At 62.5% G+C, this 12,736-nt stretch carries 13 protein-coding genes; 8 read left to right on the forward strand and 5 right to left on the reverse strand.

The genetic code is table 11. The annotated features are described in order from the left end of the window. Nucleotides 1–9: 9 nt before the first annotated feature. A complete protein-coding gene (locus ACUXVX_RS04675) occupies nucleotides 10–1,029 on the reverse strand; it encodes a LacI family DNA-binding transcriptional regulator (RefSeq protein WP_446310582.1) in 1,020 nt (339 codons plus the stop codon). A gap of 137 nt (nucleotides 1,030–1,166) precedes the next feature. On the opposite strand from ACUXVX_RS04675, the gene ACUXVX_RS04680 reads away from it, so the two are divergent. From ACUXVX_RS04680 to ACUXVX_RS04710, 7 genes are all read left to right on the forward strand, one after another. After that, nucleotides 1,167–2,243, forward strand: a complete 1,077-nt coding sequence (locus ACUXVX_RS04680) for a fatty acid desaturase family protein (RefSeq protein WP_446310583.1) — start codon at nucleotides 1,167–1,169, stop codon at nucleotides 2,241–2,243. A 43-nt stretch (nucleotides 2,244–2,286) separates the two neighbouring features. Beyond that, nucleotides 2,287–2,595, forward strand: a complete 309-nt coding sequence (locus tag ACUXVX_RS04685) for a MocE family 2Fe-2S type ferredoxin (protein ID WP_222495731.1) — start codon at nucleotides 2,287–2,289, stop codon at nucleotides 2,593–2,595. 89 nt (nucleotides 2,596–2,684) lie between these two features. Further along, nucleotides 2,685–3,713, forward strand: coding sequence for a LacI family DNA-binding transcriptional regulator (locus tag ACUXVX_RS04690; RefSeq protein WP_446310584.1), 1,029 nt, complete (start codon nucleotides 2,685–2,687; stop codon nucleotides 3,711–3,713). A gap of 151 nt (nucleotides 3,714–3,864) precedes the next feature. After that, a complete protein-coding gene (locus ACUXVX_RS04695) occupies nucleotides 3,865–4,680 on the forward strand; it encodes a TIM barrel protein (protein ID WP_446310585.1) in 816 nt (271 codons plus the stop codon). A 76-nt stretch (nucleotides 4,681–4,756) separates the two neighbouring features. Then, nucleotides 4,757–5,701, forward strand: coding sequence for a sugar ABC transporter substrate-binding protein (locus ACUXVX_RS04700; RefSeq protein ID WP_446310586.1), 945 nt, complete (start codon nucleotides 4,757–4,759; stop codon nucleotides 5,699–5,701). Nucleotides 5,702–5,799: 98 nt separating this feature from the next. Further along, nucleotides 5,800–6,882, forward strand: a complete 1,083-nt coding sequence (locus tag ACUXVX_RS04705) for an ABC transporter permease (RefSeq protein WP_222470652.1) — start codon at nucleotides 5,800–5,802, stop codon at nucleotides 6,880–6,882. Nucleotides 6,883–6,902: 20 nt separating this feature from the next. Continuing rightward, nucleotides 6,903–7,736 (forward strand): ATP-binding cassette domain-containing protein, encoded by an 834-nt coding sequence (locus ACUXVX_RS04710; RefSeq protein WP_446311506.1) that lies wholly within the window; start codon nucleotides 6,903–6,905, stop codon nucleotides 7,734–7,736. Between the two features lie 38 nt (nucleotides 7,737–7,774). On the opposite strand, the gene ACUXVX_RS04715 is transcribed toward ACUXVX_RS04710, so the two are convergent. From ACUXVX_RS04715 to ACUXVX_RS04730, 4 genes are all read right to left on the reverse strand, one after another. Further along, entirely contained in the window at nucleotides 7,775–8,410 is a 636-nt protein-coding gene (locus ACUXVX_RS04715) for a nucleoside/nucleotide kinase family protein (RefSeq protein WP_446310587.1), read from the reverse strand. Beyond that, a complete protein-coding gene (locus ACUXVX_RS04720) occupies nucleotides 8,407–9,177 on the reverse strand; it encodes an ATP-binding cassette domain-containing protein (protein WP_446310588.1) in 771 nt (256 codons plus the stop codon). Before ACUXVX_RS04720 ends, ACUXVX_RS04715 begins: the two co-directional genes overlap by 4 nt. Next, nucleotides 9,177–10,238 carry an ABC transporter permease gene (locus ACUXVX_RS04725; protein WP_446310589.1) on the reverse strand — a complete coding sequence of 354 codons (1,062 nt, stop codon included), beginning with the start codon at nucleotides 10,236–10,238 and terminating at the stop codon, nucleotides 9,177–9,179. The genes ACUXVX_RS04720 and ACUXVX_RS04725 overlap by 1 nt, the downstream gene beginning before the upstream one ends. A 92-nt stretch (nucleotides 10,239–10,330) precedes the next feature. Then, the gene (locus tag ACUXVX_RS04730) at nucleotides 10,331–11,344 is read right to left on the reverse strand and encodes a substrate-binding domain-containing protein (RefSeq protein ID WP_446310590.1); all 1,014 of its coding nucleotides are present in this window, start codon (nucleotides 11,342–11,344) and stop codon (nucleotides 10,331–10,333) included. A 188-nt stretch (nucleotides 11,345–11,532) separates the two neighbouring features. On the opposite strand from ACUXVX_RS04730, the gene ACUXVX_RS04735 reads away from it, so the two are divergent. Next, the gene (locus ACUXVX_RS04735; RefSeq protein WP_446311507.1) at nucleotides 11,533–12,732 is read left to right on the forward strand and encodes an ROK family transcriptional regulator; all 1,200 of its coding nucleotides are present in this window, start codon (nucleotides 11,533–11,535) and stop codon (nucleotides 12,730–12,732) included. Nucleotides 12,733–12,736: the final 4 nt, after the last annotated feature.

Raw genomic sequence — 12,736 nt, forward strand, 5'->3', positions numbered from 1 at the left:
GGGACAACGTCAGAAGGACTCGGGCAAGAGCAGGTTGGGCTCGAAGAGCGTTGACGACGATACCTCAAGATCTGGAGCCTGCGCCATCCTGTTGACCAAGGCAGCGCAGAGCTCTTTCAGTGGAGTTGCAACGCACATCAGGGCGTAGCGGTCGGCAAGTGCATTCTGGCTTTCGGGGGTCAATTCGTTGACAATCAGCGCCACCTTGTTCGGTGGTCGAACCTCTCGCAGGGCGGCGATGGCCCCCTCCATGCCGCCTCCCGCCACGTAGAGACCGGCAAGGTCGCTGTGACGAGATAGCAGATCGAGCGTCGCTTCATAGGTCACCTGCCGTGTTTCGAGGTTCACCACTGTGTCGGCAATCGCGATCTGCGGGGCGTACTCGTGCAATGCATTGCGAAAGCCGGTTTCCCGCAGGGAGTGACCGTGCCATCGCGTGCCACCGACGAAGATGCCAACCCGGCCGGGCCTTTGAAGTCGCACAGACATCATCCAGCCCGCGATGCGCCCGACCTTCATGTTGTCTAGTCCGAAGTAGCCCGCTCCGGCGCGGCCGCCAAAATCGTTTAGCAGCGCGTAGATCGGCGTGCCCTGCGCCTGAAGTTCGGTCACCAACCGTGAGAGGGACGGATGGTTGATAGCCGTGGCCGCGACGGCTTGTGTATTCTGGGCGACGCGGGTGATCGCGCCGCAGAAATCATCAGGCGATTGCGAGGCGGAGTACTCGATGTGCGGTGTGATGCTTGCAGCTGGATGGGCCGCACAGGCCGCTTCGATCTCCGCCGCGAACCGCTGGTAGAAACTCTGCGACGGTTTGTGCAGAACGAAACCGAGGTTGATCCTCCGTGACGGGGCCGAAGGCGCCGTAGTGTCCGACGGGAGGCGGTAGCCAATGCGCTCCGCGGCCTCGGCGATCCTTTGCCGCATCCTGTCCGATACATTACCGCGCCCGTGCAGGGCCCGGTCCGCCGTGGCGGTCCCAACCCCGGCAGCGCGGGCCAGATCGCGGATGGTCGGGCGCTGTCCCAAGCAAAGCTCCTGATGTAATGACCTCAGTTTTTACCGCCGATGCTGATGCATTCTGATGCGAAAAGGAACGAGAATCTTCGCTAACTCAGCCTTCCTTCAGTTATCGTCTCCCTCAACACTGGCTCTGGGAGGACCATATGGCGCGCGATTACTCACTGCTCGGACCCGATGCCAAACGCGCTGTCGAGAGCGGCCTTGCGGCGGCAGAGTGGTATCACACCGACATTCCCCGCAAAGAGATGAAAGCGCTGATGCAGCGGGCCGATCAGCCTGCGATCCGCGATACATTCATCCTTTTCGGCTGCATGGTGCTCTTTGCGGGCATCGGCATCGTGCTCTGGCCTTCATGGTGGTCGGCCCCCTTTTGGCTCGCCTATGGGGTGCTCTATGGCTCGGCGATGGATTCTCGCTGGCACGAGTGCTCACACGGCACCGCCTTCAAGACCCGGCAATACAACGACTGGCTCTATCAGGTCGCCTGCTTTTGCATGATCCGCAATCCGGTGAGCTGGCGGTGGTCGCACGCGCGGCACCACACCGATACCATCATCGTTGGCCGCGATCCCGAGATCGCCGTGATGCGTCCGCCCGCGTTGTTCCGGATCTTTCTCAACTTCTTTGGCATCATCGACGCATGGCACGGCTGGGGCCGGATGCTCTACAACGCCTCCGGGCGCATTCACCCGGAGGAGGCCGATTACATCCCCGAGAGTGAACAGCCAAAGGCCATTCGCGTGGCACGGATATGGACTGCGATCTATGCCGCAACGATCCTTCTCGCCGTATTCAGCTGGTCCCTGCTGCCGCTGATGGTGATTGGCTTGCCCCGGCTCTATGGCGCATGGCACCACATCATGACCGGGCTGATGCAGCATGGTGGCCTTGCCGACAATGTGACCGACCACCGGCTCAACAGCCGCACCGTTTACATCAATCCGATCAGCCGGTTCATCTACTGGAACATGAACTATCACGTCGAGCATCACATGTTCCCCATGGTGCCCTATCACCGGCTGCCGGAATTGCACGAGGCGATCAAGCATGACCTGCCCGCGCCCAACCCTTCGATCTGGGCGGCCTATGCCGAGATGTGGCCTGTGCTGAAGCGCCAGCTGGCCTATGAGGACTTCTTCCTCAAGCGCGAACTACCCGCCTCTGCCAAGCCTTATCGGGAGGATTTTCATGCCTCCGCGCTGGGCGCGGCCGCCGAATAGACCCTGACATTTCCGAAAACACCGACCGGGAGGAGCCTGACACATGGCCTGGATCGACGCTTGCGCAACCGATGAGATCGACGAAGAGGACCTGATCCGCTTCGACCATGACGGAAAGACCTTTGCCATCTACCACGCGCCGGACGGGGCCTTTTACTGCACCGATGGGCTCTGCACTCATGAGAAGGTGCACCTCGAAGACGGGCTGGTGATGGAATACGAGATCGAATGCCCAAAGCATAATGCGACCTTCGATTATCGGACGGGCGAGGCCCTGCGTGCGCCTGCTTGCGTCAACCTCAACACCTATTCGGTGAAGGTCGAAGCTGGTCGGGTGATGATCGAAGTCTGACGCGGCGCTGCTGGCCTCAATCTCGCGCCTTGCCGAAAACGCATCATTCATGCTGAAATGCCTCATCCGTTTATCGGAGGGAGGATATCATGGCGAACCGGCCGACCATCAGGGATGTGGCGCGCGAGGCGGGAGTCAGCCCGGCCACGGTGGACAGAGCGCTCAACGGGCGTAGCAAGGTGCGCGATGAGACCCTGCGCAAGATCGCTGAGGCCGCCCGCCGTGTGGGCTATCACGCGCGCGGGTTGATCGATCAGCGCCTCGTCGCTTCCGTCCCTGATCACAAGATTGGCCTGATCCTCATCAAGGAAAAGCAACCCTTCTACCGGGCGTTTCAGGCCACGATGGAGCAGGCGCTTGAGGAGCGTACTGACATTCGCGGGCGGTTGGTGGTGCGCTATGCGCAGTCTCAGTCCCCTGAAGAGTTTGCCAGCCTCCTGGCAGAGGTGGGCGCGCGGGTTGATGCTGTCGGGGCTGTGGCGGTGAATCACCAGTCGTTGGACAAGGTGGTGCAGGATCTGGCCCAGAACGGTGTTCCGACCTTCTCGCTGCTGAACGATTTCGCGCAAGGCATTCGCAGAAACTATATTGGTTTGAACAACATAAAAGTTGGGCGGCAAGCGGCCTGGATGCTCACGCGCGGCGCGGCGCCGGGCAGTTATGCCATCTTCGTCGGCGGCAACCGGTGGCATGGGCACGACCTGCGGGAGGTCGGGTTCCGGGCCTATATGCGGGAAGGCGCGCCTGCCTCATCGGTCAAGGAAACGCTCGTCAACCTCGAGACCCGGCAGCTGACTTACGAGGCCACACTGAACCTGCTGGAGCGGCAGCAGGATTTGCGTGGCATCTACGTGGCGGGCGGCGGGATGGAGGGCGCCATCGCCGCGCTGCGCGAGACCCGCCCTCCAGGCAAGGTCGGGCTCGTTGTCAACGAGCTGACAGCAGACAGTCGCGCCGGGCTTCTGGAGGGCTACGTTCAGATGGTGATCGCCACCCCGCTCGAAGCACTGTGCCGCGAATTGGTCGCCCTGTCCCTCCGCTCCCGGTCAGAGGCCGGATCGACCGCCGTCGAGCAAAAGTTCCTCACCCCGGAGATCATTCTGCCGGAACTGCTGTGATGATGGATTAACGTCATTCCCGTGAGGGTGAATGACGTCATGCATGAGGAAATCTTGCCGTCGCAAGATTGACCGACTCGCATACACAGGCGCAGAACATGCCTCGGAGGTCGCCTCGTGCTTTGGCATGAGGCCGATGGAGGAGCGTTAGATGCAGACAGCGATCAATCACATGACCGTGCCGCGGCTCACCTATGTCGAACTGCTTGATCTGGCCGCTAACCTCGGCTGCATCGGCGTCGAGGTCAGGAACGATATCGAGCGGCCACTGTTCGACGGCGCCGACCCGGCCTCTGCCGGAGCGATGGCCCGCGAAAGGGGCCTGCGCCTCGTGGGTCTGAGCCAAGTCTATCCCTTCAACAGCTGGTCCGACGCGATTGCCACCGAAGTGCGTGCGCTCATCGCAACTGCGCTGGAGGCCGGGGCCGAGACCATCAGCCTCATCCCCCGCAACGATGGCACCCAAACCGGCAATGGTGAGCGCCATGCCAACCTGCGGATCGCGCTGAAGGAAATCCAGCCAATGCTGGTTGATGCGGACCTTGTGGCACTGGTCGAGCCTCTCGGCTTTCCGCGTTCCTCGCTCCGCTCCAAGACCGAACTGATAGAGACCATCGACGCGCTCGATGCTGCTGCGCAGTTCAGGATCGTGCATGATACGTTCCATCACGCTTTGGCGGAGGGTGGTCCGATCTACCCTGATCGGACGGGCATCGTGCATATCTCCGGTGTCATCGACCCGGCGCTGGGCATCGAGAACATGGAAGATGAGCACCGTGTTCTGGTGGATGCGGCGGACCGGTTGGGCAACATCGAGCAACTGCGTGCGCTTCTGGCGGCAGGCTACGATGGCCCGGTGTCTTACGAATGCTTCTCACCCGAAGTTCATGCCTTGGGTGATCCGGAGGCAGCGTTGCGCGCCTCTTTCGAGTTCATTTCCTCGCAGCTCGCGGAAGAGGCCGCGTGAGGTGAGGGTCGTCGCCCTTATGGGGCATCCGGCAGCAAGGACGGGTGAGCCGGACACCCGAATTGGGAGGAAACCAATGAAAAAGACTTTCATCGCAGCGGGCGTGGCCTCGCTTCTGTCGACCAGCGCCATGGCCGAGACCATCGGCGTTTCGATGGCGCTCTTCGACGACAACTTTCTAACTGTCCTTCGAAACGGCATTCAGGAGCAGGCCGACGCAATGGACGGTGTAGAGGTGCAGATCGAGGATGCGCAGAACGACGTGGCGCGCCAGCTCGACCAGATCAACAACTTCGTGGCCTCCGGCGTCGATGCGATCATCGTCAACCCGGTCGACACGTCTGCCACCGAGGCCATGACGGCGGCTGCCGAGGCCGCCGGTGTTCCGCTGGTATATGTGAACCGCCAGCCGATCAACGTGGATACGCTGCCCGACAATCAGGCCTTCGTGGCCTCCAACGAGGAAGAATCTGGTACGCTCGAGACCATCGAGATCTGCGACATCCTCGCCGAGCAGGGCACCGACCCTGCCAAGATCTACGTGATGATGGGCGAGCTCTCCAACCAGGCCGCCGTGCAGCGTACGCAAGACATCGACGACGTGATCGCCGCCGGGAACTGCAAGGTCGAGATTCAGGAGATCGACCGTCAGACTGCCAACTGGTCGCGCGATCAGGCCCAAAACCTGATGACCAACTGGCTCTCCTCCGGTGAAGAGTTCCACGCCGTCATCGCCAACAACGACGAAATGGCCATCGGCGCCATCCAAGCCATGAAAGCGGCGGGCATCTCGATGGATGATGTCGTGGTCGGCGGCATCGACGCCACGCAGGATGCCCTTGCAGCCATGGCGGCAGGTGACCTCGATGTGACCGTGTTCCAGAACGCGGCCGGTCAGGGTGGCGGTGCGCTGGATGCGGCGCTGAAGCTCTCCAAGGGCGAGGACGTGGACCAGAAAGTCTACATCCCCTTCGAGTTGGTGACGCCTGACAACATGGCTGACTACACCTCCAAGAACTGATCGCCTCTCATGGCGATAGACTGCGGAGCGGCGTTACGTGCGCCGCTCCGACGGCACTCCAGCCGGGCACGGCGCCAACCGTTCAGGGGACAAGGACCATGGCAGACACAACCCAGGGCACAGGCGGGCTAATCTACGACAAGTCCAAACGCGCTTGGCCGAATGAAATCAACATTTTCATCGCGCTGATCCTCATCATCGGCGTGTTCGAGGCTCTCGGTCAGATCCTGCCATACATGCAGGGCCAGAGCTTTCTGTTTGATACCTCGGGCCGCTTCGACTCCATCTTCAACGAGGCGCGGCTCAAGATCGTAATCCTCCAGGTGGCGATTATCGGGATCATCGCACTGGGGTCGACACAAGTGATCATTTCCGGCGGCATCGATCTTTCCGCAGGCCCTTTGGTGGGCGCGGCGGCGATGATCGTGATGTCATTCGCACAGACCGAGCTGGTCAATGGAAACCCCAACCCTAAGGCGGTGTTCGGCCTCTGGGCGATGGATCTGCCAGTGATCGTTCCGGTCCTCGTGGGCTTGGCCTTCGGGGCGCTGATCGGGGCCATAAATGGCTCGCTCATCGCCTACACCGGCATCCCGCCCTTCATCGCGACCCTCGGCATGTTCCTCTTCGCACGCGGTATCTCTCGCTGGTGGACTGAGGGCCAGCCCGTGAGCTTCCCGACCGAGGGATTTGCCGCGCTGGGCTCGGGCATGATGCCGGTCTTCTGGTTTCTCGCGCTCGCGGTGCTGTTTCATGTGCTGCTGCGCTACACGCTCTACGGCAAGCGCACCTATGCGATCGGCTCCAACGAGGATGCCGCGCGGATGTCGGGCATCAACGTGAAGCGCCACAAGGTGCTCGTGTATATGATCGCCGCGATGCTCGCCGCCTTTGCCGCCGTGGTGCTGTCGTCCAAGAACCTCACCGCGCAGGCGGGTATGGGCCAGTTCTACGAGCTCTACGCCATTGCCATGGCGGTGATCGGCGGGGTGAGCCTAACCGGCGGGCGCGGCTCGATCCCGGGCACGGTGCTGGGTGCCATGGTCTTCGGCGTCATCCAGTCCGGCTTCACCTATGTAAAACTCGATGCCTACTACCAGCTGATGGCCATGGGCATGATCATCGTCGGCGCCGTGGTGCTCGACAAATGGCGCCAGCAGCGCGGCGCGAAAATGGGCTGAGGAGAGGTAAGATGAGCGACATGCAAACCGATATCCACAGCGCCGATCACGCGCATCCAAGCGGTGCCCTTGGCGAGGTGATCCTCGAGACCCGTGGCCTGACCAAGCATTACGGTGGGGTTCACGCGCTTGAAGACGCGAACTTCACCCTTCGCAAGGGCGAACACGTGGCGATCATGGGTGACAACGGTGCAGGCAAGAGCACCTTTGTCCGCCAGATCACCGGGGTGGAACAGCGCACGCGCGGTGACATTTACTTCGACGGCCAGCCGGTTCACTTTGCAGGCCCACTGGAGGCTCGTGAAGCCGGGATCGAGGCGGTCTTTCAGACCCTCGCTCTCGCCGATGATCTCGACGTGGCCGACAACCTTTTTTTGGGCCGCGAGAAGACCAAATGGAACTGGCTCGGACCATTCCGCTTTTTGGACTACAAGGCCATGCGGCAGGACACGATTGCGGCGCTCGAAAAGACGGCGGTGAAGATCCCGAACATCCGCAACACGATTCAGAACATGTCGGGCGGGCAGAGGCAGTGCGTGGCGATTGCCCGAACCGCGACCTTTCACTCCAAGCTGACGATCATGGACGAGCCGACAGCTGCGCTCGGCGTTCAGGAGACTGCGCAGGTCGAAAATATCATCCGCACGCTGAAGGAAGCCGGCGAGCCGCTCATCCTGATCAGCCACAACATGCGGCAGGTGATGGATACCTGTGACCGAATCGTGGTGTTTCGCCGTGGGCGCATCTGCGCAAACATCGATATCACCGGCGGCGATGTAACGGGGGAAGAGGTTGTCTCCTACATCACCGGGGCGAAGACGCAGCCGGAGTATGACGTTGAGGGGCTGACCTGAGGCAAGGTGGGACGGCGCTTCGCGCGGTCCCGCCAAGCTCAGGCGTTCCCCGTCCAGCGCAGATCGGCCGCCAGCAGGGCGCCGTTCACCCGCTCGGCATTGGCGAGGTCGTTGCCTTCGGCGCGGGCGGTGGCCTCGGCCTGCGAGAGCCCGTGCGCCAGCCAGCGCTCGACCAACCGCGCGCGCAGGGTTTCGATGCTGACATCGATCAGCACGGCTAGATCCCAGAGCGGGCGGAGGTCGCGCCATACCGGCGCATCGAAGAGCAGGTAGTTGCCTTCGACGATCACCGTCTGGCAGTCTTCATCCACAATTCCGGCACCGGCAATGGCAATGTCTCGCGCCCGGTCGAAGAGCGGAAAGGCGACCTCCCGCTCTTGACCCAACCGCCCGGAGAGATGCAGGAAGCCCATGGCGTCGAACGTCTCCGGCGCGCCTTTCCGGGCCAGCAGTCCTCGCTCCATGAGGATTGGGTTGTGCAGGTGGAAGCCGTCCATCGGCACCACCTGAGCACTGTGTTCCCTTTCCTTTAGCGCAGCGCAAAGCGTTTCAGCCAGAGTAGATTTCCCGCTCGCCGGCGCCCCGGCCAACGCCACGACTCTGCGACGCCCGGCAGGAGGGGCCGCCATAACGGCCTCCGCCAAATCGGGCAGGGCGTGGAGCACGCGCGTCATGCCGCCTCGGCGGGCGCCTCTTTTGCGCCGGTCATGAAGGCAACCGCGTCCGACATGGTGTAGTCGCGCGGATCGATCACGCAGAGCCTCCGGCCCAGCCGGTGCACGTGAATGCGGTCGGCGACCTCAAAGACATGCGGCATGTTGTGGCTGATCAGGATGATCGGGATGCCGCGCGACTTAACGTCTTGGATCAGCTCCAGAACGCGGCGGCTCTCCTTGACCCCGAGTGCGGCGGTGGGCTCATCGAGGATGATGACCTTGGAGCCGAAGGCGGCCGCACGGGCCACGGCAACGCCTTGGCGCTGGCCACCGGAAAGCGTTTCGACCGCCTGATTGATGTTCTGGATCGTCATAAGCCCCAGCTCGGTGAGCTTCTCGCGGGCGACCTTTTCCATCTTCGGGCGGTCGAGTTGGCGCAGGAACCTGCCACGCCAGCCGGGGCGGCGCAGTTCGCGGCCCATAAACATGTTGTCGGCGATGGAGAGCGCGGGCGACATAGCGAGGGTCTGATAGACGGTTTCGATCCCCGCCTCCCGCGCGTCGATGGGTGATGAGAAGTGCACCTCTTTTCCCTCTAGCGTCACCGTACCCGCATCGGGGGTCACTGCCCCCGACACCGCCTTGATCAGAGAGCTCTTGCCAGCCCCGTTGTCTCCGATGACGGCGAGGATCTCGCCCGGCATCAGATCGAAGTCGCAATTGTCGAGCGCTGTGACGCGGCCGTAGCGCTTGGTCAGGCCGCGGCCCTTGAGAATGGGTTCCATCAGGCTGCCACCTTTCTGATCCACTGGTCGACGGCCACAGCCGCGATGATGAGAGTGCCGATGAGGAGGTAGGTCCATTGCGCATCGGCCCCGGCGAGGCGCAGGCCGAGTGTGAAGACCCCCACGATCAGCGCGCCGAAGAAGGTGCCGAGGATCGAGCCGCGTCCGCCGAAGAGCGAGATGCCCCCGATCACGACGGCGGTGATGCTCTCGATGTTCAGAAGCTGGCCCGAGGTCGGCGAGACCGAGCCAATCCGCCCGATCAGCGCCCAACCTGCGAAGGCGCAGATGAGGCCGGCGAGCGCGTAGACCGAGATCAGCACGCCCTTTACGTTGACGCCCGAGAGCTCTGCGGCCTCCGGATCGTCGCCCACGGCGTAGACATGGCGGCCCCAGGCGGTGTGGCGCAGGACGTAGGCGAGGATCAGCACCAGCACCAGCATGAAGACCACGCCGAAGGTGAAGACCGCGCCACCGACGCTGAACTTGGCGCCCATGAGCTGGAGCAGCGGAGCCTGTTCGGCAATATCTTGGCTGCGGATAGTCTCGTTGGCCGAATAGAGGAAGTTGGCCGCAAGCACGATCTGCCACATGCCCAGCGTCACGATGAAGGGCGGCAGCTTGACCCGCGCAACCAGCCATCCGTTCAGCGCGCCGATGGCGGTGCCAACCGTGAGGCCACAGAAGATGGAGACGCTCACCGGCAGGCCGTAGCGAAAGGTGAACTGGCCCATGATGACCGAGGAGATCACCGCGATGGCGCCGACGCTCAGGTCGATGCCCGCTGTCAGGATCACGAGGCTCTGTGCCGCGGCGACGATACCCACGATCTGCACCTGTTGCAGGATCAGCGTCAGCGCGAAGGGCGAGAAAAAGCGGCTGCCCAGCGTGATGCCGAAGACGATGATCGAGATCACCAGCACGATGAGCGGTACCAGCGCGGGCGTGGTGTGCAGCAGATGCTGGAAGCGGTCGACCAAGCTCTTGCCGTGCCCGTCGAATGACGCGACTTCACTGGGAGCGCTGGAGGCAGAGGCCTCGTAGTTATCGGATTGTGACATGTGTCCCCCCGGGAGGCAGGCTCCTTCGCCTGCCGGTTTGAACAGGGCGGAGAGGCCCGCCCTGTTCGTGGTTCAATTGGCTGTCGGCCGGGTCAGCCCCAGCAAAGCTCGTTGCCCTCGGCGGTGTCGATGCTCTCGACGCCCTCGGCGGGCTTGTCGGTGACCAGCGCAACGCCGGTATCGAAGAAGTCCTTGCCGGGGGTGTTTTCGGGCTTGGTGCCGTCGTTCGCCCAGGCCACGATCGCCTCGATGCCCTTGGAGGCCATGAGCAGCGGATACTGCTGCGAGGTCGCGCCGATAACGCCGTCCTTCACGTTCTGCACACCGGGGCAGCCGCCGTCGACCGAGACGATCAGCACGTCATTCTCGCGGCCAATGGCCTTGAGCGCTTCGTAGGCACCGGCAGCGGCGGGTTCATTGATCGTGTAGACCACGTTGATCTCGGGGTCGGTGGCCAGAAGGTTTTCCATCGCCCGGCGGCCGCCCTCTTCGTTGCCCTGAGTGACGTCATTGCCGACGATGCGCGGGTCTTCCTCGTCGCCCCACTTGTTCGGGTCACCGAGGTCGATGCCGAAGCCCTGCAGGAAGCCCTGGTCGCGCAGCACGCCAACGGAAGGCTGGCTGACGGCGAGGTCGAGCATGGCGATCTTGGCGTTGGCAGCCTCGTCACCGAGGGTCGCGGCGGCCCACTGGCCGATCAGCTCGCCGGCAAGAAAGTTGTCGGTGGCGAAGGTCATGTCGGCGGCGTCGATCGGCTCCAGCGGCGTGTCGAGTGCAATCACCACGAGGCCGGCGTCACGGGCCTGCTGCACGGCGGGGACGATGGAGCTGGTGTCGGAGGCGGTGAGCAGGATGCCCTTGGCGCCGTTGGCGATGCAGGTCTCGATAGCCGCCACTTGCGTTTCGTGGTCGCCGTCGATCTTGCCCGCGTAGCTGTTGAGCGTCACGCCGAGCTCGGCGGCCTTGGCCTCGGCGCCTTCGCGCATCTTCACGAAAAACGGGTTGGTATCGGTTTTGGTGATCAGGCACGCGCCAATGTCTTGCGCCATGGCGGTTCCGGCCGTTGCACAGAGGGCGAGCGCCGTGGTTGCGACGAGTTTCTTCATGTTTTCCTCCCTGGGAAATGATGACTGACTTGGATCTCCCATGATCCCCCCAGAACGGCGCACCGCCTGAGGTTGAGGCCCAAGAAACCGTGATTCCGCAGGGGCTGTCAATAAATAAATAAACTTGATTTATTAACCGGGGCCGGGCCTACTTCCGCAAGCGAGAGAAGTTTCGTATGGCCAATGTGATGGACGGGAGCGAGATCAAGGGGTTGAGCGGTGGCGTCAACCAAGCGGGTGTTCGTGACTACAACGAACGCCTCCTGCTCTCTGTGCTCCAGCGCCGTGGCGCTATGGCCGGCAGTGATATTGCCCGGCTGGTCAATCTTTCGCCGCAGACGGTGTCGATCATCCTCCGGCGGCTTGAGAAAGACGGCATCATCATGCGGGGTGACCCGAGCCGGGGGAAGGTGGGCAAGCCGTCGATCCCGATGCGCCTCAACCCCGATGGGGTTCTGGCCATCGGCTTCAAGATCGGTCGTCGCAGTGCCGACCTCGTGCTCACCGGTTTTGATGGTGCTGTGCGCCAGCAAATTCAGGAGCATTACGATTACCCGTTCCCTGAGGCGATCTTCGGGCTCTTACAGCGTGGCGTGGCACAGTTTCTCGAACACCTCACGGTAGAGGAACAGGGGCGACTCTCCGGCATCGGCATCGCTGCGCCTTTCGAACTGTGGAAATGGCATGACCTCACCGGCGACATGGCCGAGAAGTTCCGTTCATGGAAGGACGTGGACTTTGCTGCCGAGGTCGCAAAGTTCAGCCCCTTGCCGGTTTTCGTGCTGAATGACGGCACCGCTGCTTGCCATGCCGAGCACCTCTACGGGCGCGGCAAGGAATTCAGAGATTACGCATTCTTCTTCGTCAGCTCATTCATTGGCGGTGGCGTCGTGCTGAACAACACCGTCTTCGCCGGAAATCAGGGAAATGCGGGTGCCTTGGGCTCCATGCGCACCACCGGACCATTGGGCGAGTCCCAACACCTGATAGATGTGGCTTCGATCCATCTGCTCGAAGGGCGCCTGAGTGAAGCGGGGGTGGATCCGCGCCTGCTGTGGCAGCAGCCGCAAGACTGGACGATGCTCTCTCGCTACGTCGACCCTTGGTTGGCGCAAACCGCGCAGGAACTGGCCAAGGCATCGCTCTCGATCTGCTCGGTGATCGATTTTGAGGCCATAGTCATCGACGGAGCCTTTCCGCCCGAGGTACGCACCGACCTAGTGGGCCGGGTGCGGCGCTACCTCGTCAATCAGGACACCCGCGGCCTAATCGAGCCGCGCATCGAAACCGGAAGCATCGGGTCGGCGGCCCGGGGCATCGGCGCGGCGAGCGCACCGATCACGTCGCAGTTCCTGCTGAATGCGAACGCCGGGCTGACAGCCTATTGAGTGG

This window comes from Vannielia sp. SX4 (assembly GCF_052828525.1).